Source organism: Ruegeria sp. AM1 (assembly GCF_056540745.1).
Genome location: NZ_JBQFXH010000012.1, coordinates 48180 through 73535, shown reverse-complemented (window position 1 = coordinate 73535; position 25356 = coordinate 48180). Strand labels below are relative to the sequence as shown.

Annotated in this window: 24 protein-coding genes and 2 pseudogenes; 17 read left to right on the top strand and 9 right to left on the bottom strand. The window is 53.5% G+C overall.

What is annotated here, in order from left to right; translation table 11 throughout:
- Window positions 1-3: 3 nt before the first annotated feature.
- Both ACR0I7_RS17690 and ACR0I7_RS17685 read right to left on the bottom strand, forming a co-directional pair.
- Entirely contained in the window at window positions 4-717 is a 714-nt protein-coding gene (locus tag ACR0I7_RS17690; RefSeq protein WP_480513367.1) for a GntR family transcriptional regulator, read from the bottom strand.
- Window positions 718-1818: 1101 nt separating this feature from the next.
- Window positions 1819-2883, bottom strand: coding sequence for an aldo/keto reductase (locus ACR0I7_RS17685; protein WP_480513365.1), 1065 nt, complete (start codon window positions 2881-2883; stop codon window positions 1819-1821).
- A 3-nt stretch (window positions 2884-2886) separates the two neighbouring features.
- Here ACR0I7_RS17685 and ACR0I7_RS17680 point away from each other — a divergent pair, with 3 nt between their 5' ends.
- The gene (locus tag ACR0I7_RS17680; RefSeq protein WP_480513363.1) at window positions 2887-3714 is read left to right on the top strand and encodes a LysR family transcriptional regulator; all 828 of its coding nucleotides are present in this window, start codon (window positions 2887-2889) and stop codon (window positions 3712-3714) included.
- Between the two features lie 20 nt (window positions 3715-3734).
- On the opposite strand, the gene ACR0I7_RS17675 is transcribed toward ACR0I7_RS17680, so the two are convergent.
- Window positions 3735-5102 carry a dipeptidase gene (locus ACR0I7_RS17675; protein WP_480513361.1) on the bottom strand — a complete coding sequence of 456 codons (1368 nt, stop codon included), beginning with the start codon at window positions 5100-5102 and terminating at the stop codon, window positions 3735-3737.
- 382 nt (window positions 5103-5484) lie between these two features.
- On the opposite strand from ACR0I7_RS17675, the pseudogene ACR0I7_RS17670 reads away from it, so the two are divergent.
- A pseudogene (locus ACR0I7_RS17670) lies at window positions 5485-5735 on the top strand (hypothetical protein); the annotation flags it as partial.
- Between the two features lie 57 nt (window positions 5736-5792).
- Here ACR0I7_RS17670 and ACR0I7_RS17665 read toward each other — a convergent pair.
- The gene (locus tag ACR0I7_RS17665) at window positions 5793-7013 is read right to left on the bottom strand and encodes a radical SAM protein (protein WP_480513359.1); all 1221 of its coding nucleotides are present in this window, start codon (window positions 7011-7013) and stop codon (window positions 5793-5795) included.
- Between the two features lie 127 nt (window positions 7014-7140).
- Between ACR0I7_RS17665 and ACR0I7_RS17660 the strand changes: the two genes are divergently transcribed.
- The 10 genes from ACR0I7_RS17660 to ACR0I7_RS17615 all read left to right on the top strand — a co-directional run bounded on the left by ACR0I7_RS17660 (window position 7141) and on the right by ACR0I7_RS17615 (window position 17855).
- On the top strand, window positions 7141-7707 hold the full coding sequence (locus tag ACR0I7_RS17660) for a class I SAM-dependent methyltransferase (RefSeq protein WP_480513357.1): 567 nt from the start codon (window positions 7141-7143) through the stop codon (window positions 7705-7707).
- 12 nt (window positions 7708-7719) lie between these two features.
- A complete protein-coding gene (locus tag ACR0I7_RS17655; protein ID WP_480513355.1) occupies window positions 7720-9291 on the top strand; it encodes an ABC-F family ATP-binding cassette domain-containing protein in 1572 nt (523 codons plus the stop codon).
- A 215-nt stretch (window positions 9292-9506) separates the two neighbouring features.
- Window positions 9507-9824, top strand: a complete 318-nt coding sequence (locus ACR0I7_RS17650) for a hypothetical protein (RefSeq protein WP_480513353.1) — start codon at window positions 9507-9509, stop codon at window positions 9822-9824.
- Window positions 9825-9852: 28 nt separating this feature from the next.
- Window positions 9853-10140, top strand: coding sequence for a hypothetical protein (locus ACR0I7_RS17645; protein ID WP_480513351.1), 288 nt, complete (start codon window positions 9853-9855; stop codon window positions 10138-10140).
- A gap of 137 nt (window positions 10141-10277) precedes the next feature.
- A complete protein-coding gene (locus tag ACR0I7_RS17640) occupies window positions 10278-11921 on the top strand; it encodes a radical SAM protein (protein ID WP_480513349.1) in 1644 nt (547 codons plus the stop codon).
- Window positions 11900-13903: a tetratricopeptide repeat protein gene (locus ACR0I7_RS17635; protein WP_480513347.1), complete on the top strand. Its 2004-nt coding sequence runs from the start codon at window positions 11900-11902 to the stop codon at window positions 13901-13903. Before ACR0I7_RS17640 ends, ACR0I7_RS17635 begins: the two co-directional genes overlap by 22 nt.
- Entirely contained in the window at window positions 13900-14607 is a 708-nt protein-coding gene (locus ACR0I7_RS17630) for a hypothetical protein (RefSeq protein WP_480513345.1), read from the top strand. Before ACR0I7_RS17635 ends, ACR0I7_RS17630 begins: the two co-directional genes overlap by 4 nt.
- 24 nt (window positions 14608-14631) lie before the next feature.
- A complete protein-coding gene (locus tag ACR0I7_RS17625; RefSeq protein WP_480513343.1) occupies window positions 14632-16053 on the top strand; it encodes a radical SAM protein in 1422 nt (473 codons plus the stop codon).
- Window positions 16025-16636: a NifU family protein gene (locus tag ACR0I7_RS17620; protein WP_480513341.1), complete on the top strand. Its 612-nt coding sequence runs from the start codon at window positions 16025-16027 to the stop codon at window positions 16634-16636. The genes ACR0I7_RS17625 and ACR0I7_RS17620 overlap by 29 nt, the downstream gene beginning before the upstream one ends.
- Window positions 16629-17855, top strand: a complete 1227-nt coding sequence (locus tag ACR0I7_RS17615; protein WP_480513340.1) for an MFS transporter — start codon at window positions 16629-16631, stop codon at window positions 17853-17855. The genes ACR0I7_RS17620 and ACR0I7_RS17615 overlap by 8 nt, the downstream gene beginning before the upstream one ends.
- Here the strand turns inward: ACR0I7_RS17615 and ACR0I7_RS17610 are convergent.
- The gene (locus ACR0I7_RS17610; protein ID WP_480513338.1) at window positions 17833-18606 is read right to left on the bottom strand and encodes a formylglycine-generating enzyme family protein; all 774 of its coding nucleotides are present in this window, start codon (window positions 18604-18606) and stop codon (window positions 17833-17835) included. The two genes, ACR0I7_RS17615 and ACR0I7_RS17610, sit on opposite strands and share 23 nt — an antisense overlap.
- Before the next feature lie 266 nt (window positions 18607-18872).
- Here ACR0I7_RS17610 and ACR0I7_RS17605 point away from each other — a divergent pair, with 266 nt between their 5' ends.
- The 3 genes from ACR0I7_RS17605 (at window position 18873) to ACR0I7_RS17595 (ending at window position 20269) form a co-directional block, all read left to right on the top strand.
- On the top strand, window positions 18873-19010 hold the full coding sequence (locus ACR0I7_RS17605; protein ID WP_480513336.1) for a hypothetical protein: 138 nt from the start codon (window positions 18873-18875) through the stop codon (window positions 19008-19010).
- A gap of 314 nt (window positions 19011-19324) precedes the next feature.
- Window positions 19325-19885 (top strand): hypothetical protein, encoded by a 561-nt coding sequence (locus tag ACR0I7_RS17600; protein ID WP_480513334.1) that lies wholly within the window; start codon window positions 19325-19327, stop codon window positions 19883-19885.
- Window positions 19886-19903: 18 nt separating this feature from the next.
- Window positions 19904-20269, top strand: a complete 366-nt coding sequence (locus tag ACR0I7_RS17595; RefSeq protein WP_480513333.1) for a hypothetical protein — start codon at window positions 19904-19906, stop codon at window positions 20267-20269.
- A gap of 221 nt (window positions 20270-20490) precedes the next feature.
- On the opposite strand, the gene ACR0I7_RS17590 is transcribed toward ACR0I7_RS17595, so the two are convergent.
- Window positions 20491-21285, bottom strand: a complete 795-nt coding sequence (locus tag ACR0I7_RS17590; RefSeq protein ID WP_480513331.1) for a M15 family metallopeptidase — start codon at window positions 21283-21285, stop codon at window positions 20491-20493.
- Window positions 21286-21294: 9 nt separating this feature from the next.
- On the bottom strand, window positions 21295-21795 hold the full coding sequence (locus tag ACR0I7_RS17585; RefSeq protein WP_480513329.1) for a MarR family winged helix-turn-helix transcriptional regulator: 501 nt from the start codon (window positions 21793-21795) through the stop codon (window positions 21295-21297).
- 80 nt (window positions 21796-21875) lie between these two features.
- Here ACR0I7_RS17585 and ACR0I7_RS17580 point away from each other — a divergent pair, with 80 nt between their 5' ends.
- Entirely contained in the window at window positions 21876-22769 is an 894-nt protein-coding gene (locus tag ACR0I7_RS17580; protein WP_480513327.1) for an EamA family transporter, read from the top strand.
- 189 nt (window positions 22770-22958) lie between these two features.
- On the opposite strand, the gene ACR0I7_RS17575 is transcribed toward ACR0I7_RS17580, so the two are convergent.
- Window positions 22959-23840 (bottom strand): hypothetical protein, encoded by an 882-nt coding sequence (locus ACR0I7_RS17575; protein ID WP_480513325.1) that lies wholly within the window; start codon window positions 23838-23840, stop codon window positions 22959-22961.
- A 233-nt stretch (window positions 23841-24073) separates the two neighbouring features.
- Between ACR0I7_RS17575 and ACR0I7_RS17570 the strand changes: the two are divergent.
- Window positions 24074-24321 (top strand): annotated as a pseudogene (locus ACR0I7_RS17570) (integrase); the annotation flags it as partial.
- 299 nt (window positions 24322-24620) lie between these two features.
- Here the strand turns inward: ACR0I7_RS17570 and ACR0I7_RS17565 are convergent.
- Window positions 24621-25277: a transglycosylase domain-containing protein gene (locus tag ACR0I7_RS17565; RefSeq protein WP_480513323.1), complete on the bottom strand. Its 657-nt coding sequence runs from the start codon at window positions 25275-25277 to the stop codon at window positions 24621-24623.
- Between the last annotated feature and the right edge of the window lie 79 nt (window positions 25278-25356).

The following is a 25356-nucleotide window of genomic DNA, read 5'->3' as shown; positions in this document are numbered from 1 at the left end:
GCATCAGACAACACCTACGAATTGCGGGGCGTCAGCATTCATCATAATCACGACCTCGTCCAGCAATCGTTCCTTTCGGTAAGCCCGGTACGTCTTTAAATGTCGGCGAATACTATCAGGGTTGGCGTCTTGCATCGCCGTTTCGATCCGGTCCAACATATCCATTGAATCGACCACGTCGGACCGATGCAAAAGCGAACTGCGCCGGAACCGTTCTGTCCTGTCAAAGAGGATACCCAGTACTTCCTGATTGGCCTGATTGCAGACCAATTGGGAAAGGGTCCTGACACGATGCTCATAGCTATCCGCAACGCTTTTTTCTGATTCTGAGGTTTCATGACCTCCATCCAACACCCGTGCCTTTTTTGCCATCAGCGCCAGTTCGAAATCGCCCTGTTGGTCGACCGCGTCTAGAATGATCGCGAAGATTGTGTTGTAGGCGCTGATCAGATCAGTGTGGTTGATCTGCTGTACGGAAAAACCACGATTTTGGTGAAATGTTATGATGCCGCGCGCCGCAAGTTGAAACAACGCCTCACGGACTGGGATTGGGCTGATCTGCAGATTTCTGGCCAACGTGTTTATACTGAGAATTTGATCTTCAAAGGGCGATGTATTCAGGATGATTGTCTTAACGTCACGATAGGTTTTACTTCCTGAATATGTCATTTGCATCTTTGTCCTTCGGGAGTTGTGCAGAAGGATCAGTGGAACCATGCTAAACTTCAACAAGGCCAGCAGACTGGCGGAAATTTAGCAGATTCTCGCTGGTTGAGTTAGTTAATCAGTGTGCAATCTTGCCGTGCAGCTCATGCTTTATTTGGGTAGTAGCAAGACTTCGATCTATCTGTGACGGTTTGCTGAGCAGAGCCACATGATGAAACAGTTCAGGGGCGTATGCTTGAGCATGCGCATGATGGTTTAGGACGCTCCCTTCGTGACACGCGGCCCGTTGTCGCGGCTCTGGCTACACAAATGGCCGGTTTTGCTGCCGCATAACGGCACCGCAACCGCTGCATCCGCAGCGAATTTTGCGCTGCAAGTGCACATGGCGAGAATGTCGAAGTCAGAAGAGGGCTCATTCCTGAAATCGGAACAAGCGCCGCATCTTGTAAGCAAACCGGTCTCTCCCAACTAGGAGCAGCACTTAGCGGACATTGAAATCGTCGTTCGGTTTCTGCGATTGCAAACCGCTTTCCGGACGTTCGCTGTTCGCCTGAAATCTTTGCTCGGTTAAACCAACATATCTGAGATTCAGAAGCCAATTTCGATCTTGAAAAATGAAGGCGCAAATTGCTTGCCTCGTGGTCTCGAGCGCTTACATGTGATCAAAGATTACTCAATGCGAACTTCTCACACCATTTGGAAACGGAAAATTTCATAGTCAATTCTGTTGCCCTTTTGGGCGGCCAGACAATCGGCAAAGCGGCAAGTCGAGAAGGGCCTTGCAGCTTGGCCGGTTGCAGCAGAAAATGGGATTGCATTCCAAACTTTCAGACAACGGCTCAAACGAGGCTGGTCGGGTGAAAGGGCCGCAACAGAAGTTGTGCGGGAAATGGCTCATGATCCTGATGATGAATGGGAGGTAGTAGCGCCCGAAAACGGGCTATCTGTTCACGCTTATCGCAGCCGTGTTCAGGCAGGGTGTCCTGAAGCTATCGCGACAACAATGGGGCTAAGTTGGCGGCAGTGGTAAAATTTGTCCTTAGTGAACACGCGGCCCTGAGCGGTCATTGAACAGAGAACAGAAATGCTGCCTTAGCAGCCCATATTGCCGACATTCGCTACGGGTGCAAAGTTTTGATACAGTTCTTCGAGCTACCTGGGGCGGTCTGGTTCGTCAGGGGTACGCGAAATTAAGCTTTCTATTTCGTTCATTATTTCAACCTGCATGGCACCGAAGTTCAGTGCTCCTGAAATGCCTTCAATTTGTTCTTCTGTCCGAGCGCCCGGAATCGGTATGTATGTTTCAGATTGGCCCCAAATCCATCCCAGAGCCCCCTGCAAAAGTGTTCGGCCATTTGTGGTCAGCAAGTCCCGAACCGCATCGAGTTTTTGCATGAAATCAGGGTTTACCCTTCCATCGGTATAGTATTCCATCCAGTTTTCACCGGATGCGCGCACGTCATTTGGCGACATAACGCTATTTCGATCGTACTTGCCGGTGAGCAACCCCATCGCGAGGGGCGAGCGAATTAGGGATAATAGTCCTTCCTTTTTGACAACCTGCTGCATTCGGGGCGCATCGAAAAAAACGTTCATCACGTATTCGGCCGCCTTGAAGCTATCCCTGGATGAAACAGCCAGCACGCTTTGGGAATAGTCGGTGCTCCAACCGTAGGCACGTATTTTTCCGACCTCTTTCAAACGGTCCAGTTCGTGAAACACAGCCTCGGCCTCATCAATTGGCATATCGTTCACATGCAACAGCAAGAGATCAATCCGATCCCGTTCCAGCCGCGACAGGCACCCATCTACAGCAGGTCCAACCTGATCCGGGGTGAAGGGGTCAAACGAAATCTGCCTGCTCGCTTCATCGATCCCAACCCCGATCTTTGTGACAATCAGGGCGTCGGGTCGATACTTTAGCGCTTTGCCCAACAAACGTTCCGAATGCCCAGCGCCATAGGCGGCAGCGGTGTCAAAAAGTGTGATCCCACCGTCCAGTGCCGCGTGGATCGTACGAATAGAGGCACCGTCGTCCGATCGGGTGTAACCCAACGACTGCTCGCCACAGTACATTTTGCCACCAATCGGCCAGCACCCCATGCCAAGGGGTGAGATTTCGGTTTCGAGAAAGTTCATCTGTGGATCTCCTAGCTGATCCTTCAGAAAAAACGCCATCACAGTCTTTTCATCAACAACACAGAATGTAATCTTCATTTCATGTATGAAAGTAACTTTGACTGGGACAACCTGCGGCTTTTCCTTGCGGTTGCCAGAGCGGGCGGGCTTGGGCCAGCAGCTGAACAGACCGGCAAGAGCCCACCCACGCTGGGTCGGCGCATGATCGAGCTTGAGCGCAACCTCGGAAGCGAGCTGTTTCACCGTAAACCGCGAGGGTATGACTTGACCGAAGACGGACAAGCGCTTTTGAAAAAAGTCGAAAGCATCGAAGCGCGTGTCCTACCTGTCACGGAAAGCGGCCTTGCTACCGCGCTACCGTTGGTCAAAATTTCCGCCGGGACCTGGGTAACAAGAATTTTGATTGGCGCTGTCGGAAGACTTAAGGGATCAATGCCAGTCCGGCTGCGTTTCATTTCATCAGAAGACCTACTGAACATCGGACACCGGGAAGCCGCGATTGGAATTCGAAACCACCGGCCAGAAGAGATCGGCTTGGCCGGTCGCAAGATCGGGCGGGTTCGGTTTGCGGTCTATGCTGTGGAAGAAGGCATTTCGACCTGGGTGCGCGTCATGTCCAAAACACCCTCGGCCAGATGGGTGAGAGAACATTCGCAAGAGGACGACGCCATCGAAGTGACGGCGCCACAAAATGCGCTTGAGCTTGCAAATGCAGGTATTGCCCGAGCGGTTCTGCCAACTTTCATTGGAAACACGCAGCCGGGCCTGAAACCAGTGTCACCTTTGATCGAAGATCTGGAACATGATCAATGGCTCGTCACGCATCATGAAGATCGGTTTCTTGCTGAGGTGCGGCATGTCATAGATCGCACCTATGCAGTGATGTCGGAAGCTTGTGAAAACGGTTGAACCGGTGTTGGCTGTTAGCACTATTCGCCCAACCGTTCCATCAACCGGGCGTAAGCCGTTTGGCCACGTCTGAAGGTTGGCAGACGGAAGAACTCGTCCGGGGCGTGTTGGTTTTCATCCTCGTGTCCAAAGGCAAACATGACCGCATGCAAACCCAGCTCGTCCAGTAAGGTCGACATCACAGGGATCGATCCGCCAACGCGGGTTTTGTAAGCGGGTTTGCCGTAAACCTCTTCGAGAACCTGACCCGCGATGGCAGTTGCGTTGTGGCCGGCCGGTACAAGAAACGGATCCGCGCGCCCGGGGTTGCGCGATACCTGAGCGGTTACACCCAGCGGGCAGTGAGCTTCGACATGGGCTGAGATCAGATCAAAGACCTTTTCGGGATTCTGATTGGCGACCAGTCGGCAAGTTATTTTGGCCGAGGCCAACGCGGGCAAAACGGTCTTTGTGCCGTCCCCTTGCCAACCGCTGGTCAGCCCGTTGACCTCAAGTGTCGGACGTGCCCACAGATTTTCACGTGTTGTATACCCTGGTTCGCCCAACGTGGCCGGGGCTCCGGTCTGAGCCAGATAAGCAGCCTCATCCCATGGCACTCGCGCTATTGCGGCCCGGTCTTCATCGGTCAACGCGACAACATCGTCGTAGAAGCCATCCACCGTGATCCGACCATCGGTCGATTTCATACTGGCCAGCAACTGGGCCAGCGCCATCGCAGGGTTTGCGACGCCGCCGCCATGCATGCCAGAATGCAGATCGGATTTCGCGCCGTGAACCGAGATCTCAATTGAGGTGAGCCCTTTCAGACCAAGGACCAGTTGCGGCGTCTCGGTATCCCACTGACTCCCATCGGCAGAAAAGATCATATCAGCCTGAAGCCGGTCAAGATTTGCCTCGATAAAGGGTGGAAGGTCGGGGGATCCGATTTCTTCCTGGCCTTCAAAGAAAAACCGCACATTGACCGGCAGCTTCCCGGTCTCCGCTAGCAAAGCCTCTGCCGCTAGGATCGGGATAAACATGGCACCCTTGTCATCGGTCGCCCCGCGCCCGTAGAGTCGATCCCCACGGATCGTCGGCTCGAACGGAGGCGACGACCAGAGCTCGAATGGCTCGGCAGGCTGAACGTCAAAATGGCCGTAGATCAGAATGGTAGGTGCATCGGGCCCGGCATGCAGCCAATCGGCGCAGACCACCGGATGGCCTGCTGTCTCCATCATCTGAACGTTTTCCATTCCCGCTGCAATCAACCGATCAACCACCCACTGCCCGGCCTTTCGAACATCGCCCGCGTTTTCGGGTTTGGCTGAAACCGATGGAATACGAATGAAGTCGCACAACTCTTCGACAAAGCGCAACTGGTGTGTGTCAAGATATTCGGCCCAACTCATTCCATGCCCTCGCTAATGTCTGCGCTTAACTTACGGAACTGAAGGTGGCCCGCAAGTCTGCAGAAGACAACCTAATACTGGAAAAAATCAGCATAGCCGAGCGATGTTAGGTCGGCTCTTCGCTGACGTCTGGCCTCGATTGCCAATGCAGAAGTCAAGAACGCAGACATTCGCAGCGCGCGCGAATTGGATTCGCGAAGGCTCTTAGGTTAATTCGTCGTATATGAAAAGCAGAACAGTCCTAAACACTGAGATCTAGAATCTGGCTGCCGGTAGCGTTCCATTGTCGGGCGCGACCCAAATATATATCGCTCACCGAATGGTCACCCCCTGAATCTCGGACATTGGGGTAAGCTGCGATTTGCTGTCTGCTGATCTCTGCGAACTGCGCAACTTGATCGAGCTTTCCGTCATTTTGGGCACTTTCCTCGAAGAGTTTTTGGGCGACGACAGTGTGACGGGCGCACAGGCCATCGAAAACCTAGATCTCGTGGTTCAGCGGCCTAGCATTTGCTTGATCTGTGCAGCGGCAACAGGTCCGACGCGGCACGGCGGTTGGGCGTGTCCCGAAAAGACCATCGATCGCTAGATGGAGGCTTGGTCGGAGTGAAGCTGGCCAAGGCCACCCAATAGGTCAGGGCAGCGGCCCAGGACATACTTCGGCCACGCAGTCCGTGGGCGCGATCGAGACTATATTGCGACCGGTGTTGGATGCGAAAGCTGCGGTGATTGCCCGCCAAACAGCCCCAATAGTCGCGCCAGATCAATTTTCGCGCTGTGTTTATAGCAAGCGTGTAGGTGGTCGAAGATTTTGGTCAAGTCCGGGCAATACACAGACGGGTTGTCAAATCCATTCGACTGTCGAAACCGATGCGAGATTGCTCCACCGCCGCATACCGGTCGCAACCGACACGCTTTGCATTTTTCCGGCAAGACCTTGTCATTTCCGTATCGCTGCCGGACTGGATTACCGGCTATGGCGTCAACGAACCTGTCCGCGTGGACAAAAAAGCCGGTATTCGATGCACCGGGTACGGCACCGCGCAGCAAATCCATGCATGATATCTCACCATCTGTATCAACGATGACCGTATGCCGCTCATCAAGAATTGGGGCCTGCGACGTCTCGTCGAAAAACAGCAAGCGATGCAGGGCGCGATCAAAAAATGGGACGCGAAAGGGGGCGGGTGCCTGAGACCGCCACAGTTCAAAGAAGCGAATAAACCAGTCTGCGTGCGGGGTTTCGCCGCCATCTCGATCAGGCGGTGCATCGTGCCATGCCTCGGGCAGCAGAAGATCGACTTGTGTGGCTTTCAATCCTGCCAAGTGATGAAAGACGGCGTCTGGGCAGCTTTGGGGATCGACAACGGTTAAAACTGTCGAGTCCAACCCATGTTCAACCGCGCGTGTCCACCCTTTGCGGACCTGCGCATAAGTCCCTTTGCCTGAATGGGTCACACGAAACCGATCATGCACCTCGGGGATGCCATCAATGCTAACGCCAAGCCTCACGCCGTTTTCTGCGAACAGGCGACACCACGTATCATCCAGCAGTATGCCGTTTGTCTGAACGGTAAACACAAATTCAAGACCAGCAGCATCAGCCGCCAACCGAGCCGTATCCAGAAATGAGCGAAAGAATCGCTGGCCTGCCATTAACGGCTCTCCGCCATGAAAAACGATCTGAACGCGGGTTACATCAAGGGACTGTGCATATTCAATGATGCGGGCGATGGATGATGCAGCGACTTGATCCGACATGCGCTTGGGCTTTTGAAGCGCACTTCGATCGCCAAGATTATACATGTAGCAGTATGTACAATTGATGTTGCACCGGCTGTGCGCCTTGACCAACACGATCGGAACAACCTCGGCTTTGGCGGCGTTTGGCAAGGATTGGATTGCTGTCATAAAAACACCAGTGCCGCGCTACTTGCCCGGCCCGTTGAGTTATTGACACGTCCAAGTCCATTACTAAACTATATCGTGTGCCGGGCAAGGAAATTCTCGCAATACGAACAGGGTCTGGACCATCCCCATGACCAGTTTCTTTGATAACCGACGGCTTGCGCTGCTTTATGCAAAGGCGACGTATCAGCAGGTGCCGAAACCAATCATCGCCGCCGCACGGCACCATCTGAAGGTAGGTGGAAGGGTCTTGGAGCTTGGTATGGGTGCGGGCGGGGCCTTTTCCGCATTGTCCGAATGGTTTGACATGACCGGGTCCGAGCATTCGGGCGTACTACGCGAAGTTTGCCAGAAACGGTTTCCAGACAAAGACATTCTGAGCTTGGATGCAGCGACGATCATGACAGATCGCCGGTTTGACGCTGTGTTTTCCAACAAAGTCTTTCAACATCTGGACGACGTTCAAGTGCAGCAGTCCCTTGGCCGGCAGGCGCGCATTCTGAACGCCGGTGGTGTCGCGCTGCACACGTTCTGGCACGGAGCGGGCGAAAAGCCACTATTGGGCGGGACATGCCATTATCGACCTTTGCCGCAAATCCAGGAGTGGTTGCATTCGGATTTCGAAATTCTGTCCTCGGACACCTATGGCGACGAGGACGCAGGCGATTCATTCTGGATCGCCGCGCAGAAGAAATAGGGGCGGCGCCGTATGCAAATCGTCTTGTCCAACGTCTCTTATGCTCTGCCGGACGGCACTCTATTGCTTGAGGACGTGTCGTTGTCACTGTCGCGTGGCATCATCGGTTTGGTTGGGCGAAACGGTGTTGGGAAAACAACCCTTCTGCAATTGATCCGGGGGGTCATCGAACCAAAACGAGGTTCTGTTTTTGTGGATGGCCAGATTGGTTACATGGAGCAAAACCAGCAGTACGCAAACACGCTTGACGTAGTTGACCTGATGGGCCTGCGCCCTGCTTTTGATCAACTGACGCGGGCGCTGGCTGGTGATACGGATCTGGATTATGCCCACGTTGACTGGGCGCTTGAAGGGCGAGTGAGAGAGGCTCTTTCCCGCCTTGGTCTGGATGGCGTGGAACCACTGACACCTGTTGTATCGCTCAGTGGTGGTCAGGTGACGCGTGTAATGTTGGCCGCAGTAGAATGGAACGCGCCCGACATCCTGCTGCTCGATGAGCCGACGAACCACCTTGATGCTGAAGGTCGCCAACTCATCCTCGATATGCTTGTCTCGTTTCAAGGAATCGCCGTGGTTGTGAGCCACGACCGGGACCTGTTAGAGCAGGTGGATGCAATCGTGGAACTAACACGGAAATCCGTCACGGTTCATGCCGGAGGTTGGTCTGCCTACGAAGACATACGCTCCGCGCGAGAAAAGCGACTGGACCAACAGGCTAAGCGCACGAAGGAGGCCCTGCGTCAGACGGAAGCTCGTGCACGGCGTCAAGAAGATGCACAGGCTCGCAAGGACAGGGCCGGTGCGAGGGACGCAAGGCGGGGCGGTGATAGCAAGACGGCCATTTCTGCGCGCAGAGAAAAAGCCGAAAGCTCTTCGGGCGCTCAGGACAAACACAGCACGGCTGCCGTGGCAAAAGCGCTGAATGTGGCGCAGGCTGCGGCAGAGGCAGCGCGTCGCAATCCCGTGCCAAATCTGCAATTCGATCACGGGCAACGCCACGGTAAGCGGCCCGTTGTGGCATGCCGGGACGTGGCCTTCCATTTCGATCCCGAACAGCCATTGTTGCGCGACATTACCTTTGAAATTCATCGTGGAGAACGGTGGCAGATCACAGGTGTGAACGGGCGTGGCAAGTCGACATTGCTCCATATCATCAGTGGTCGGCAGAACGTGACGTCCGGGCAGATCGAACGAACAGGAACGGTCGCGATGCTCGATCAGACCTTTGCAAGCGACGATCCTGAAATGACCGTTCTGGGCGCCTTTCTGGCGCAGCATCCGAACGCAACGAAACAAGACGCACATGCGGTTCTGGCGACCTATCTGTTCCGCGCAGAAAAGGCACACCGCAAACTGTCATCGTTGAGTGGGGGGCAATTGTTGATGGTTGGAATGGCCTGCGCACTTGGCGGTTTACAACCGCCAGATTTGCTCATTCTCGACGAGCCGACGAATAATTTAGACATTGAAAGCATAGAAGCGCTGGAGCACGCTCTGAATGGATATTCCGGTGCAATTCTGCTCGTGACTCACGATTCTCATTTTAGCGATTCCGTTCGAATAGATCACCAAGTCAAGCTGTAATCTTGTCGGCAGATTTCTGCGCAGAGACTGTGTAAACGGAAATTTTATTGTTGTTTTTAAAAGATAAAAAAATACCAGAGATCAGAATTGACAGAAATTTGATTGGGTATAACCTATGGTTGTATTCAACTTAAATCTATTTTGACCCACGGTAGAATTTCCTTAGTGCCGGGTCCGGTTGGATATGACTGATCGCAGCAAAAGGAGAAATCAAAATGCCACGAGATGAAGTCGAAGCACCAAAAGTCGAAGCAACTCCAACTGCCGAGGCAGACTTCCTCGGTGAAATCTCCGAACTTGAAGATGGGTTCGACGTTGACCTGATGGCCTGTGGCTGTCGTGTGTGCGCACCCGAGACCCGGTTCGAAGCATCGGTGGCTGATGTCATCAAGCTTTATGAACTGGACCAGGAAGACTTGGGCAATTTGCTCGGTATGGTCGTTGACCATGTTGAAATGGACACCGAACAGCTGTTTGAGCTTGCCGAAAAGGTCACCGCCGACAAGACCGCCCATCTCAAGAAATCCGCCTAACGGCGTCAACTGCAGAACCGTTATTGGCATGTCCAACCCAAAGCGAGTTACCTCGCCCAAGCCCACTGACGGTCCGCAACAGTCCGAGGACTTCGTCTGGCGCTTTCGATTGGATGAAAAACCGTTCGAAAGCGTCTGCGACGATCCCTTGCTGGAGTACATCCGCGTACAATGGGAGGAGCTGCTCAAGTTGTCCGTTCCCTACATTGGCGACACCGAAGTCAAGGTGGACGGGTTCAGACTCATGCGTGATCGCAAAACCATATGCCCGATTTTTGAGGACGATCCGAGATGGAGAAATCGCCGGAAGGATTAGAATTTCAAGATGGCAGATCAAGTGACACATTCTTGCCAGAGACAGTGACCGACAACGCGACAACAACACCCCCGAACACGACGAAAGCATCCAAATCACAAGCACCGCGTAAACAGGGGCACATACGAAATCGGACCGTGCCCCGCGGCTACGAGTCCATCGACTCGATCTTGCTTACAGAGGCACGGATCGATCAGATTAGACGATCATTGCAGGCCCTGTTGCAAATCATTCAAATCGAAGTGGACGGCGAACCCGTCGAGATAGACGGCTTTCGCCTCAAAGACATCGCCCAGTGGGCAGATTATGGTTCATCCCTTTCCGATATTTTCTGGCACCTATCTTCTGTCTGCAATTATTCGTGCGAGTTTTGCTACGAGAAGGGGAACCCCGAAAACTTCCCCATCCAGAATGCACCACGGATGGCCACGCAGACTGAGATTGAAACGAGGCTCAAGCACTACGATCCTGCTCGCAAGACTGGCATCTTTTCTGTTCGAACGTCGATCAACGAACCCTTTATGAACAAGAATGCAGTTGCGTATCTCAAACAGATGCGTGCGGTTAGTCCGACCGAACTCATCTCATTTGTGACGAATGGTTCGTTTCTAAATGAGCCGACCGTTGCGGCCCTGGCAGATATGAAGCCAATGTTTTTCAACCTCTCGCTTTATTCTGTGGACGACGATGTTCGTAAAAATGTGCTGTGGGACAGGCACGGCCAGAAAGTCCGCGACGCGGTCCAATTGTTGGGTGAATATCGCGTTCCCTACATGGCGAATGTGGTGATGTGGCCGTCCATATCCATCGACGACATGGAGCGCACAATAGCCTTTGCAGATGAGCATCGCGCGGCGCTCATGCGTATTTGTCTTGGCGGATACACACGATACCTCGAGGGGAATTTCGAGCGATTTTCGACAGGTACATTCTGGCCCAGCGTTGTGGAGGCGGTCGAAAAGCTGAGGGACCGCTACAACATTCCAATCGTTATCGAGCCGAATTCCTTTGTTCAGCAAAGCACTGATGCGATCCTTGATGGTGTGGTTGTGGATTCTCCGGGAGCGCGGGCAGGGCTGCGGCGTGGAGACGTGATCTTGGCCGTCAGCGGTCACAAGATCAAATCACGTCTGCATCTGGTCTCCTGCCTGCGGAAGCTGTGTGCAGCGGAAACCGGCGGCTACCGCCCGCCGGGTGTGAGTGGTCGCACAGGACATGTCCAAGACGCCCCGGACAGAATCCTCCAATTTGAGATCGAACGTGACGGGCAACAGTTCACAGTCGACCTGCATCGCTATGACCCCGCCAGCATGCAGACCTACCCCTATGCCGACATCGCACAGTTCAACGATTTCCTGTTTGGTCTGGTGCTGACCGATACGCTGAGCTTTTCTGCGCTTGGCGAAGCGCGGCGTATCATAACCAAACACGATGCCCACAAAGTGTTGATGCTGTCATCCCAGATGATCAAGCCAATCCTACAATCCATGGTCGCGCGCACTAACGCGTTCGAAGGGCTCGATATTGATGTACGCGTAGTCGAAAATCGTTTCTTTGGCGGTTCGATCAATGTTGGCGATCTTTTGGTGGTTCAGGACTTTGTCGCTGCGATCGAAGAATTTGTAGCCGAAAACGGAAGGCCAGACCTCGTGTTGGTGCCCTCGTCGCCCTTTGCCTCGTCGCCATGGATGCGCGACCTGAACGGTGTGCCGTGGACAGATATCGAGCGGCGTACTGGTGTCAAAACAGAGGTCGTCGAATGCAACGCGATCACCTTTTAACTCATCCCTCAGCGCGTAGCCGTGCCGATCATTTTGAGGCGACATGGGCCGCCTCGCTCGCAGAAGCGTTGCATGTCGATGGCCATTATCACGTCGCGTTGCCGATCTGGCAACAGGTTGCCGCTTCACGACAGGATCCTGACCTCTGCCTCAAACTGGCCATTTCATGGTCCACCCTCGAGCGTGGGGACGAGGCCGAAAAGATCCTCGGAGCTCTGGCGCGGCTGCCTGCCTATCAGAATGAAGTCCAAGTTGTCCGCGCCCAGATTGCCTGGCGCGAGGGTCGGCTTGCCGATGCCGATCGGCTTTTTGGCGAGGTGTTGAGCAAAGTGCCAAACAATCTTTTGGCGCTCAATGCACGGGCTGTGATGAATGCCAGCATGGGTGCTAAGGGCAGGGCGCACAGGTTAATGACGGCGGCGGCAGAGCAAGGCGACCCGCTCGCGATTTTCAACATGGCGCTCACCAAAACGAGCGCCAATCCATCCTTGGAACAGTTCGATTCAGCGCTGGTCGCTGCCGCGCACCGGTTTGAGGGGCATGTGGCATGGGCCAAGTATTGTGCGAAAAATGGCGACAAGCGCGCAAGCGCAGCCGCGCTTCGCCGCGCTCAGATCAGGCGCGACGCTCAACCGTGCCTATTCGTGACGCAGCCGCTCTCCGTGAAGATTGCCGTGCAAGGAGACGTCGAAGCAAGTGGTATTGATCTTATCGCGGTGGTTACCTGCGACGTGCCCCACGCACTGACGTTCCAAATCAACCCGGCGCTGGATTGCACTGCTTCGGTCGATATTGCGCGCAAGGGCGGCAGACGGTTGGATCAGGTGACGACAAAACCATCAAACCGCGTCGAATTGCGCCTTTCGGGTTCACCCAAAGGGCGCGCAGTTGCCATCACCAACGATCGCATAGAACTGGCAGGTGCATCCGGCTGGTTGCCTGTTTTCGATAGCCACATCTCCGCCGAATACGACCTTGATCTGTCTGTCCCACCCGGTTGGGGCGCAGCTAGCATGGGTGACCCGGATGAACCCAATGCGCCCTTGTTGATCGCGCTGCCAAAGGTCTCGGAACGGGGTGCCATGACATTCCTTTCGCAAACCGATCCGGTGCCAATCAGGATCGAACTTGCGCGCGCACAGGTTCTTTTTGAGCGAGTGCTATCGCTCTGGACAGAAGTAACCGAAATGCCCTCGCCCGAGCTTTTGCCGACATTGGCTTGTATAGACGGGACTAAGGGGCAGTTCTGTTATGCCGGAAATGATGTAATCCGCGCTCCGGTCGCTGTGGTGCAAAACCCATCCGGCGTCAATTTGATGTGCCACGAGGTTTCGCATGTCTTCTGGAACCGCAAAACTACCTTTGAAGACTGTGCTGACTGGTGGCGGGAAGGCCTAGCTGAATATGGGCTACACCTTGCCGAAGATGCTGGTCTGATCACGGGATACCGCCGCAGCATCCACGCCAAAACCCAAGACCGCCCCGAACTGGCGATGACCTCCGTTCAGGCCTTGCGGCAAATGCAGGATCACGCGGCTCAAGATATGTACCGTGCAAAATCCGGATACGTCATTCACATGTTGCGAACGCTCCTTGGAACCACGGCGTTTGGCACATTTCTGCGTTTGCTTGCACAACGCACAGGCCGGATGACGGGATACGAAGTCGAAGCGCTGGCGTCATGGATTGCCCCCCACAGCCTGCGCTGGTTCTTCAATCAGTGGGTCCGCGACGACGCTAGTCTGGTTTCTGACGTCGCATGGCAGAGAGACACCTCTGGTAATGGAACGGCAATAATTGAATTGAAGGGCTGGGCCACACCGGGCTCTCCGGTCTGCGTTGAAACGCACGGCGCGACCGGGACGGTAACACGGCATCAGATCGTACTGGAACGTGGCCGCCAGCAACTACCCGACCAACCCCAAAGTGTCATCGTTGACCCGGAACGCGACTGGTTCGGACTTTTTACGGAGGCGACATGAAGATTCTGAAAGACGCGGATCTCGACGCCGCGACCAAACAAACCGTGGCGCATCAAAGCGTTGATGCCGTGAAGATTTTCGAGCCGCGCCTTGAGGCAATAAGCAATAACCTGCGCGCGCTGCTTGAGGCGGTGCAACTCGAATCCAATGGCCAGCCGATCACCCCCAGTGGATTCCGACTGCGCAACCCGGGTAACGATACCAGTCAGATTTTCGACCTCGATGATCGATCGGCGGGGGTTTTTCTATACAATCGGCTCAAAGGATTGCCCGGGTTTGCATGGGGCCAGATCCAAACCGACAATCTGAGATTCTCTTGCCTTAAAGACATCAAGAGAGAGATTGCGGCCGCAGGTGCCAAGAGCGTTCTGATCTGCAGTTCCGAGCTGATGCAGCCAATTGTCGATGATATGATCACGGCTTCGGGTGAGTTCAATGATATCGATCTGAAAGTAGAAGTGCCCAAAAACGATTATTTCGGCGGCACAATTGTGTTGGGCGATTTTCTGGTTGTCGAGGATTACATTCGGTTCATCGATGACTGGGTCGAGCGTTGCGGCGCGCCGGACTTGATCTTGATACCGTCGTTACATTTCAGCCTTGGCGAATGGAAACGCGACCTCAACGGGCGTCCCTTTTCAGACATCGAGCGCTGCACCGATTGCCGGGTCGTGTGCCTCGAAATCAAACCAATGGCCGGCTAGGTCAAGACATCGCAGGAGAACTCTATGTGGAAAGTCAGCCAATTCACCGTTGTCAAAGATCTCGCCGACCGCGGCATAGAGGATCAACTTTTGATCTATAACACGGCCTCACATCGCTGTTTGCTGGTACCGCGCACGCGATGGAAAACCGTCGTCGCAACACTCGATGGAGATGTGGTCAATGGCGATACCCAGACCATTGATCGGCTGGCAACGCTGGGCATTGTCGTGCCTGACGCAATGGATGAGCAAAACTGTTGGTTGGCCAATTTCAACGCTGTTCGGTTTGGTCAGAAATCCATCTTTCCGCTGTTTGCTGTCACGACCGGATGCAATATCGGGTGCACATATTGCTACGAGGACGGTGTGACTGCCAAGACGATGTCAGCGGAAACAGTGGAGCGGTGCATTGACTGGATGGAACGCCGCATTGTCGAGGACGGTGTAACCAACATAAGCCCCGGCCTGTTCGGAGGGGAGCCATTTCTATACCCTAAAATCCTCTATAGGATCATGGACGGTCATAAGGATTTGCGCGACAAATACGGGATCAAGGGAACGTTCTATACTTCTTCGAACGGTGTCCTGCTGACGGATGAGATGGCTGGAACCCTTGCGGAAAAGGGGCTGACCCAAATTCAAATTTCACTCGATGGTCCGGAACCGATCCACAACATACGCCGAATTACCAAGCGCGGAGCGGCAACTTATGACGAAAGCCTGAGAGGCCTTCACATCGCTGCCCGGCATATCGAATCCGTAACCCTGAAAGTGAACTTTGATCGACAAAACCTCAACGACATCGAAGAGTTGTTGGATGCCGTGGTCGCTGATCCGTCACTTCAGGGTATCTCGGTCAAGCTTGAGGCCATTGCGCATCAAATGGAGGGATCAAAAGTTGCCCATGCACCCGATCTAGTCATTCCACCTGAAAGTGAAGAGATGGCAGATGCATACGCGATGCTTACCGTAGCATGCAAGGATCGCGGGCTGCGGGTCACCGATGATACGGCCCACACAACGCCCTGCATGTTTTCGTCCCATCACGGTGTGATCATCGGTCCCTCTGGAAACATATACAAGTGCATCAGCCTTGTTGGCCGTACCGAACACGCCGTCGGCACCGTGTTTGAAGAAAGCTACGATCAGGCGACATACGACCGGCAAATGGATACCGGCAAGAAGGTCCAGCAATGTTTTGAAGAGAAATGCCCCTACGTCCCGGTTTGCGCCGGAGGATGCGCGTTTGAATCGGCCATCCGTGGGCAGGACATTCACATGCGGTACTGCACCAAACCATTCCTCGAGAAGCACCACTTCTTTCGATACCTCATCAAACATGCCAACAAGCTAGAGCAAAAGAACATGGCCCCACTGAGCGTGGCGGAATTACGCTCGGCCAATTCAGGAGGGGGCTGTGGAAGCTGCGCAAAAACAACCGCCTGAACCTGATGTCACACGCGACTGGACCATCGCCTCACTGATGCGCGACGGACGGCTAAACTATCGTGACCTCGATTCCGTCTACGTGGCCAACGGGTTCATGTCCTATGACGCTATTGCGACGTTCCTGCGCAGTCCCGAAGCAAGCGCCGACGAGGACAAAGTAGGTTACAATGCAGAGCATGTAAGTGACGTTTCCGAAACCATTGTGAAACGGATTTGCGGCTGCCAGTATCATGACGGTGGCAAGACCGAACTGGAAAGTGCTGATGCGACTTCCGTGACCTTGCGCTTTACCGGTACCTGCACGCATTGCCCGCAAATCAAATACACTGCGCGCATCTTGGAAGACGCGCTGCGGAGCCATTTGCCTGATCTTGACGATGTGACTTTCACTGGCATCGATCTGAAAACGAAATCTGAATTACCGGTGAACAGGCAATTTACCTTGGGCGCGTTTTGCAAGGAGTATGGTATCACACCTAAAAACCTGGATGAGGCGATTCAGAGACTTGGCAAGGTGTTTGACCACCATTTACCGATGATCGCGCTTAAGGCAACGACTACCAAGAAACTGAATGGCTGAAAACGAAACGCGTCGCGCGATCACTATCAAACTGCTCTCAGGGGGTACATGGCGGTCACTGTTGTTGGCCGTGCTCCTGTTGGCAGTTGTCCGCAGGTCTCTGGAACTCGGTACATTGGCCAATGTGAACGCGCTTGGTGGCACCTTGTTGGCGTTGACACTTCTCGCGCTGATCAACGCGACGTTTGGATTTGGTTTGGGTCTCGCCGCGGGCAGTTACCTTACACGGGTAAAGCGACGGGCACCCGTGCTGGCGTGGGCATGCACACTATATGGCGCAATCCTGTGTGTCGCGGCGTTCAGTTCATCGCTGCCGATTTTCCTGCTGCTGATTGGCTGCGCCACTGGCCTTGGCGTTTTTGTCAATGCTGGTGAAACGATGATAGAGACTGGGTATCTGGACGGCGAAAACGAAATCGTAGCTGCCAACGCATTGCGCGGTGCCACATTGCAGTCTTTACAACTGATTACGCCGCTTGTAGCCGGCACGTTATTGGCACTGGTTGATCCACGTATTCTGATTATCATTGCCGCCATCGTCTCAGCGATCCCGGTTTTAATTTTCACAAGATTACCGCCGGAGGTCAGGGTCGACGAGCAGACGGAAGCATCCGCAACCAATCTGCCTGATCTGCTGCGCGCCATCCGGGGCCACGTGGCGCACGAACGCGATCTGCAGATTTTCTTTTCGGTGCAGGCAATCGTGATGATTGTCTTGGGCATGCAGGGCCCGCTGATTTTCACCTACTTCATCGAAGAGCGGGGGTTCGAGGTGCCGCTCTTCGCATTCTTGATGGCCGCACTCGGGGCTGGTGCATTGCTCAGCGCGGGTTTGTTCATCTGGACCAGTATGCAGCCTTCGCTCACTCTGATTATGGCGCTTTTGACACTCGATGGCGTTGCCCTGTTGGCCTTTGTTCTAACGGATAACCCGGTGCTGATCTTCGGATCCATGGCGGCCATGGGTTTGATTGGAGGGGTATACATGATTGTGATGCGCTCATTTCTGCAATCACGATCCGAAGCCGACGGACGCAACAAACTGATCGCAGCTTTTTACGGCATTCAAGAACCTTTCCTGATGCTGGGCCTAGTGTTCCTGTTGTTGATCCTGCCGTTTCTCGCGGCATCGCAGATCCTGCTTGGTGCCTCCCTCGTGGAGATCGGGTTAAGCGCTGTGCTTCTTCTGGCCAGGTCTAGAAATCACGCGCGAGTCTAAAGCCCAGCCCCAAGGCCCGGTGATCCGGTAGGTGATGCCCTCGATCGGTTGTCCGTGTGCACCAACTTGGATAGCCGAAACTCCCACCGCGACAGACCTTTTCTTGCCCAGCCAGAGGCCCATGAGCAGATCGCTCCGGCCCTTGCGCGTACCAGTCAGGCGCAAACCAGTCCTGCACCCATTCAAAGGCATTGCCCGCCATGTCGAACACACCAAACGGGCTGTTACTTTGTGGAAACGATCCAACTGCAGTCGTCAGCACGCGGGTTCGCCAAGGGGTAGCTTCGAAAAACGAAGTCTGCCAGTCCTGATGATCCACCAGCATGCGTTCCATCCAGTATTCAGCAGAATTGCACCGACCCAACTCGAACTCATTGCCCCATGGGTAGAGGTATTCAGATGGGCCACGTGCCGCCCATTCCCATTCCGGCTCAGTTGGGAGGCGGACACCAGCCCAGTTGGCAAATGCGTCGGCCTCATACCAGCTGACGCCGATGACCGGATGGTTATCCGTCTCCCACCCCGGACTGGAAAAAAACCGCGGCGCGTTGATTTCATTGCGACTGCGCCATGCCCACCCCTCGGCTGTCCAATAAGCCTTGCGCAAATATCCGTCGTCTTCAACAAAGCTGCGATATTGGGCATTCGTCACGAGATCTTTCGCAATCGCGAAACTGTCGACGTGAGTTTCGACCTGCCCGATTTCGCTGGTGAACAATGATGGGTCAATCCCGCGAAAGCCTGCTAGCATGGATCGCACGTCTTTCGCACGCGACCCCTGAAGAAAGCTGCCCGCTGGAATTTCGACCCATGGAATTTCGCTTTTCTGGATGAGAAAGACCTCGCAATATGTACACCGTATTTCGATGCATCGCTGAACATATGGACATGATATCTTTCTACTTTAACGAGAATGTTGTGACAACGGCGTTCTAGATTGTTGGGCTCTGTACCCCTCAATTTTGCCGCCGTTATCTCGATTGCATGATTCAAGCCGCTGAGTGTTAGGGGATTATCGTGAGCAATCTACTCTGGCTGACTGACGAACTTATGGAGCGTATGAAGTCTTATTTTCCGAAGCGCTATGGCAAATCGAAGGTTGACGACCGGCATGTTCTGAGAGGGATTATCTTTTACTACAATGGGTTGCTTTGACATGATGTTCGTAAAAGACTTTGTGACCAGTGCTCGGCTTGAGTAGTCTCACCTCTTGGACACGAATGGCGGCTTTTGCGACAAAAGACATTCATACGAGCAGCAAAAATGGTCTTCTCTTTCTGTGACCTTGGATGACGTGGCAATAGAAGACAAAGTACTCGTTCGAGTTTAGGTAGTTACGATCCCAAGATCGCGGTTCCCTTAATTTCCAGCCTCATGACCGTTCCGAAATACCGGGCAAACTGCCTCCGTTTGGAACTACCTGCAGTGCTGGCATAGAGACATTGCAAGGGAAAGAAAAAGGCCCATAAATGCCGAGTGAAGGGCATTGGGCAACAATCAAAAGACGTGTCGATGCAGTGATCAGTGTTTCCGATATCGTTTGTCAGAATGCCCGAATCTCACGATATCAGACAGGTGATGAGGACCCGCAAAGGACCCTGTCCAGTCGTCACTTGCCGAGTCGGAATGCATTGGTTCAAAGGACTCGCATTCCGTTTGAGGTGTTGGATGCAAGAGGTGTTCAACCTGACGACATCGCTCCATTTCTCATAGACCCCGTCATTTGGGACGAAGTCGGAAATCAGCGTGCCTCTGAAACAGCTCTGCACTTCAAGCCTCTCGCTGTCCTTGGTCGAGAGGCGGTGACTGTCGTGCTTCCAACGTGTTTGTCACTGGCGTTGCGAGAATACGTGATTGGAGAAATCTTTGATCACGGTCTGGAATATGCATTCGACCAAATGCTCATCAACAGATTTTCGGTAGTACTAAAAGACACACCGTTGCTGGGTGGTCCAAGAAACGCCCCTGTTTATTGGCGCAAGGTTGGTGAACACCGCGTCAGCAATGCAAATTTGCTTTGTTATCCTTGAGCTGCTTGAAATTGACGAGTGCAAGTTGTGGTTGATGACAGTCTGCAAAAACAGGGGTGGTGGGAACGCTTTATCGATGAAGAAAAGATTGCCGTCGAGGAAATTGAAGAGATCATCAAAACTTGGTTGTGGCTGATTGTTGCACTAGATGTCGCCACGCGTATGCCACTGGGCTGGGCATTGACGGACAAGCCAGGCCACGAAGCAACTTTGAAAGTTCTTCGAATGGTTACCCAGGACAAAACCAAAGAAAAGGTTGTTTACGGCAGTGAATCAGATCCAATGCCTGCAGTTGGGATCGGCGCGATCAAAACAGACAACGGCTCGGCCCTACCCCCGAAGTGGCACTTCGCCGATCATCGTTCCGACGGAACGATGATCTGACAGCCAGAATGCGAGGGCCGCACTGACTGCAATGTCTGCATGTCCGAAACTTGTTCCAGAGTCTATCACGGTACGACCCGCCGACGTGATCTCGGTCTTAAATGACTCAAGCTCTTCCTGCAAAGTCGGGCGAGCTGCAAAGTTTCCCATTCGCAGCTCGCCCGTGTGCAACGCCGAGTTAAGCCCGGAAAGGATACGAACCTTAGGCGCTTCTAATCTGACTAAGTCGGAGGCTCGCAATAGCCGTACCAAGCTCGACTCAATTTAGCGTTTTTGGCTCGCGCGTTGAGCACATACATCTGGTTCCCAAAGTCAAAGTGCCAAAACTCTGAAGGGTAATTTTCGAATCCTGCCTCAGTCATGGTCCAGTATAGCAAGCGGCGGTTGAGCAAAGCGGCATTGTCAGGCCGAATAAGGCCACGGTTGAGTGCCCGCTCCAGCTGGTCTGTATGGGCCACAGGGCTCAGATCATCAAATGCAGCCCCCAGATCCAGCTCCTTGCCCGTGTCAAGCGAGCGCAGCATGACGTCAACTGAGGCCCCGGATGAATGTATCGGCCACGTGGTCGCATCCCCCGGGTCAAATCTTCTCGGGTCCGAGCTATACTGACTGGTCAAAGCTTCCAGCTCGGAGCGAGAAAGAGCCGGATGGTGCCTTCTGACTTTCTCCAAAGCCCAAGCCCACAACCCTCTTTGAGTGGCTATTGGGCGATATGCATCGTAGACGACAAGTTCACACCCAAACGCTGACAGTTTTTGGTTTGCCGATCGAAGCATCGGCAGCAGGCCTTCACGACACCACATGCGAGAAAGACTGCCATCAATCCTTTGACCGTACGGGGCGTTAGAACCATCTGAAACATAGTAGTATGGCAAGACGGAAACGCCGTGCTCGCCAATGTCAATCAGTGCTTCTGCTCCGCGAGGGTCTGAGGCGTCTATTTCGACAAAATGATAGTTGCGTGCATCTAGATTATCGTCCCTCATTGGGATTGGCGGAAATTCGGATTTGCTCAAAGGCGTTCCTCACGTCGGAATCTGATCCCTAGCTAGGCAGGTAAAGCATTTGTCCAGTTTGGTGTTCAACTCAGACTGGTCTAATTCGGACAGCCCTTCGACCAGTTGCTTCTGAACAACAACGTGGTCCGATACGGCGGCGTCAATCTTCCTGATCCCGCTCGCTGTGAGCTTCACATGGACACTGCGCTTGTCTTCCGGGTTAGGTACGCGCTCCACGAAACCATCCTTTTCAAGCTGGTCGATCCGGTTCGTCATTGTGCCTGACGTTACCATCATCGTCGCAAGCAGTTGGTTCGGCGACAGCGCATGGGGCGGTCCCGACCTCAGGAGCGTGGCCAACACGTCAAAACTCGCCGCGCTCAGCCCGTGTTTCGCAAAGGTCTTGCCCATCTCTTCGCTGTAGAGAGCCGACAATCGAACCACCCTGCCAATCACGCCCATTGGCCCGGTGTCTATGTCAGGCCGTTGTTTCGCCCACTGCGCTCTGATGTCTTCAATATCGAACATGCTGTAACACTGAATAGATTTTTATCTTGACGTCAAGTTAAATGCATTTACCTCTACGTCAAGATAAATCGGAGATCCCCATGCCCCGCCCTCATGAACTTGCCATAACGGCACTGGCCCCACTTGTGTGGGGCAGCAGTTACATTGTCACCACACAGTTCCTGCCCAACCTTGATCCGCTGACCGTGTCTGTCCTGCGCGCTCTGCCTGCTGGCCTTCTTCTTTTGTGTCTGGTTCGCCAAGTTCCCCACGGTCACTGGGTCCGGAAGATGTTCGTTTTGGGCGCGTTAAATTTCGCGATATTCTGGTCGCTGCTCTTCTTTGCCGCATATCGTTTGCCCGGCGGCGTTGCAGCCGTGATGGGGGCATTGCAGCCGTTTGTGGTCATCTTCGCATCACGTTTCTTGCTTGGATCACCAATCAAAATGCTTTCACTCTTCGCAGTCGTGGCGGGCGCTGTTGGGGTCGCACTCCTCGTCCTAACGCCCGAAGCACAGCTGGATATGTGGGGTGTCGTTGCTGGCATTGCCGGGTCGGCGTCCATGGCCCTCGGCACTGTTTTGAGTCGAAAATGGCAGCCGCCGGTCAGCGCTCTGACCTTTACGAGCTGGCAATTGACGGCTGGCGGCTTGCTCTTAGTGCCCTTCGCACCTTTTGCACCTACAGATTGGTCAACTATCAACGGAGCGAACGTTTTAGGGCTCGCATATCTGGGACTTATTGGTGCCGCATTAACCTACATTATTTGGTTGCGCGGTATCCGCATCATACAACCCACTGCGGCGTCTATATTAGGTCTTCTCAGCCCTTTGAGCGCGGCACTACTCGGTTGGTTTATTCTAGATGAAACGCTGAGTATTCCGCAAAGCATCGGAATGATGGTTGTCCTCGTGAGCGTATTCGTCGGTCAATATGCGTTAAGACCAAAGCTGGTATCGACAAAGCCAACATTAGCCGCATTGCAGCAATCATGATATTTGGGCTCAAACCGGACTTGCGGCGACGCGGGAGCAAAAAAGTCAGGCTTGGACAGTCGATTTGCGGAAAATCGCTGCCGTTCGCGGCGGCTGCACGAATGTCTGGTTCGCCGAATGTTTTTTAGCGAGCCAATATGCTTGTTTTTAACACGGAATATTGTTTGCTCGCAGGGTCGCCCACCATGTTCAGTCGTTGAGGCGTAAGCAATCACCCAGTGATAGAAGCGTGTCTAAGTAGTAAGGATCCAAGTTTTCTGGACTGAACCGTTTCAGCCATTGAATTGAGAGATATTCTTTTGCCTTATGGAATACATGCGTGATGATCTGGTCGTCTGATATTGTCGCTGCTAAGCGAAGTTGATTAGGGTTGAAATCTCTTAGGTCATACGCGTCGTGATCAAAACCATTCTGCTCGAAAATCCTTGCGCAGATCTCCATCCATCCACCGCTCTTGAAGTCTTCATCCTGCCGATTGACATAAGCGTCCAACGCTAAAGAACGCAAACTCTGTTCTAATGGATCAACTGTTGGATGGCTGGCCGTTTTTCTAAATTCCGTCATCTTTAGTACAGGGTAATCCCATGGGCCGCGCGGTTCCCATCGAGACGTAGGGGCGATCCATTTCGGGTTGGCTTCTGGAAATTCTTGGATCAATTGCTCCCCTATAAAGAGACCAAGGTCGATCCTCACGCTATTCCAAGAAGGCGACTCCCAGATTTCTGGATCACCATATCTATTCATTTTGCGGCTGGGGGGCGTTAGAGCTTCAGTCAGTCGATCGCCAATCCTATCCAAGAGCACTGGCCTTGAAAGCGAGGAGGCATCGTTTGCCAAACCGCAAAGGTTTGAAAATTCTTCAATACGAGATTCATAGCAGGCCATAGCCTCCTCAAAGAAGACTGCAGGTCCATTATCCTCCACATGTTCTGGAAGTGCTGGGAGAGAAGTTGCAAAGGATAAGTAGTTCTCGGAACCAGGTAACGCTAACTCAGTACCCTGTTTACCTTTGAGAGCTGAGCAATCAAAAAACCCTATCTTTCCAAGGCTGCCAACGGGATGTAGTCGCATAAGGGAACAGCTTGAAAGACAAACAATTTTGACCATACGAGAGAGGCTTCGCCTATTTTGATACGACAAGTACATTTGTCTGTACAGCCTTTGCCACCATTCAAACGAACTGAAGCTTTGGTCAACATGGGTTCTCTGCGGACCTCTGAGGAAGCGCAGCAATCCACTGATATGTTGCCTCGTCAACGTCGGTTTGTCGCATTGGAAGGGCATGGCGGATCGGAGGATCAGTCATGGAAACACCAAATTCACCAGCCATTGGCGCGCTTAACCCAGCCTGGAACAAGCGACGCATTCTCGGCCAGAAGTGACCGCTAAAGCCAAAGCACGTCTGGGCGATCCGAGTTCGACTTGAACTGGCCGAGAACCATCGCGATCTCGCGCTCGTAACATGGCCATCGACTGCAAGTTGCGCGGCTGTGACTTGGTGAAGATGAAAGTGGTCGATGTGATGGCTTCACGCCATATCAAAGAACGGGCCTAGGTGCAGCGACAATGCCAGTCTTGTGCAACGCAACGTAGGAATTTGGAAATAAAAGCATGTGTTTAGTGTTCTTTCTATGAGAAAGGATCAGCTTCACGGTCCAAAAGCGACCTTGCGCGCCCCATCGGCATGCTGCGCTCGCAGCCCGCTTTGCGGTCATTCGCTGCAAGTGCAATATCTGGTGTCGCTTGAACTCACACATCGCGGACGGAGCGGACCTTTGACGCTTCAAGGCGAATGTCCGCTGTGAGCAAATCCGAGTTCATGAAATAAGGGTCAATTTGGCGAACCAAATTCTACACGCAGCCGTCGAGCCAAACATCACTTTGACTTTCTGGCCTGCAATCACCGGATGCGAGCCTTGCGATACGCGAAGCGCGGTCGTCCAGCTCTTCATCATTTTGAAGAAGCCGGAACCGTCCCGGAGCGATCAGCACAGCCAATAGACGATGATACTCTTGATCCGCGAGTTCAGAGGGTGCTCGGCCATAGATGCGTTCACTTGCCTCAAAGAAACCCGTCATCCACCCTTCAGGACCGCGCCCCATCTCGACGGTATCGAGCCAAAGCGCGAGTATCCGATCTTTGGTGAGTTGTCGTTCAAGACCCATCGCGAAGCCTGTCTGCCGTATCTTCCCAATTCCGGGGCGAAACTCTTCGAAACCTAGTCTCTTGGCCAGGGATTGAGAGATCGTAGTTAATCCCGCCCCGGCCGTAGAGAAATCAACGCCAGCATGGTCAATAAATCCCGGGTCTTGCACCAAGATAAGCTGCCTGAGTTGTTCGATGCCCAGATCATCTGGCCCGCGACCGCCGGCGATCAAAATGTCCGCGCGAGCTGCGTACGCATCTGCCTGACGAATGGCGTCCCAATATCCAATGGCGCCGTAGCCAGCGGCTCCCGCAAGAACGAGTAAGAATAGACTCAGTGCAATACCAAAAATCCGTCTCATGCTTCACGCTACCTTCAAAGAAACCTGCCCCTTTTAGACTACTGACGTCGCGCGTCAGTTGAAACGATGAAACTTCGCA

Coding starts and splice junctions, on each gene's coding strand:
- ACR0I7_RS17690 (WP_480513367.1), bottom strand. CDS start 717: ATGGTTCCACTGATCCTTCTGCACAACTCCCGAAGGACAAAGATGCAA.
- ACR0I7_RS17685 (WP_480513365.1), bottom strand. CDS start 2,883: ATGAAGATTACATTCTGTGTTGTTGATGAAAAGACTGTGATGGCGTTT.
- ACR0I7_RS17680 (WP_480513363.1), top strand. CDS start 2,887: ATGTATGAAAGTAACTTTGACTGGGACAACCTGCGGCTTTTCCTTGCG.
- ACR0I7_RS17675 (WP_480513361.1), bottom strand. CDS start 5,102: ATGAGTTGGGCCGAATATCTTGACACACACCAGTTGCGCTTTGTCGAA.
- ACR0I7_RS17665 (WP_480513359.1), bottom strand. CDS start 7,013: ATGACAGCAATCCAATCCTTGCCAAACGCCGCCAAAGCCGAGGTTGTT.
- ACR0I7_RS17660 (WP_480513357.1), top strand. CDS start 7,141: ATGACCAGTTTCTTTGATAACCGACGGCTTGCGCTGCTTTATGCAAAG.
- ACR0I7_RS17655 (WP_480513355.1), top strand. CDS start 7,720: ATGCAAATCGTCTTGTCCAACGTCTCTTATGCTCTGCCGGACGGCACT.
- ACR0I7_RS17650 (WP_480513353.1), top strand. CDS start 9,507: ATGCCACGAGATGAAGTCGAAGCACCAAAAGTCGAAGCAACTCCAACT.
- ACR0I7_RS17645 (WP_480513351.1), top strand. CDS start 9,853: ATGTCCAACCCAAAGCGAGTTACCTCGCCCAAGCCCACTGACGGTCCG.
- ACR0I7_RS17635 (WP_480513347.1), top strand. CDS start 11,900: ATGCAACGCGATCACCTTTTAACTCATCCCTCAGCGCGTAGCCGTGCC.
- ACR0I7_RS17630 (WP_480513345.1), top strand. CDS start 13,900: ATGAAGATTCTGAAAGACGCGGATCTCGACGCCGCGACCAAACAAACC.
- ACR0I7_RS17625 (WP_480513343.1), top strand. CDS start 14,632: ATGTGGAAAGTCAGCCAATTCACCGTTGTCAAAGATCTCGCCGACCGC.
- ACR0I7_RS17615 (WP_480513340.1), top strand. CDS start 16,629: ATGGCTGAAAACGAAACGCGTCGCGCGATCACTATCAAACTGCTCTCA.
- ACR0I7_RS17610 (WP_480513338.1), bottom strand. CDS start 18,606: ATGCTAGCAGGCTTTCGCGGGATTGACCCATCATTGTTCACCAGCGAA.
- ACR0I7_RS17600 (WP_480513334.1), top strand. CDS start 19,325: ATGCCGAGTGAAGGGCATTGGGCAACAATCAAAAGACGTGTCGATGCA.
- ACR0I7_RS17585 (WP_480513329.1), bottom strand. CDS start 21,795: ATGTTCGATATTGAAGACATCAGAGCGCAGTGGGCGAAACAACGGCCT.
- ACR0I7_RS17580 (WP_480513327.1), top strand. CDS start 21,876: ATGCCCCGCCCTCATGAACTTGCCATAACGGCACTGGCCCCACTTGTG.
- ACR0I7_RS17575 (WP_480513325.1), bottom strand. CDS start 23,840: ATGCGACTACATCCCGTTGGCAGCCTTGGAAAGATAGGGTTTTTTGAT.
- ACR0I7_RS17565 (WP_480513323.1), bottom strand. CDS start 25,277: ATGAGACGGATTTTTGGTATTGCACTGAGTCTATTCTTACTCGTTCTT.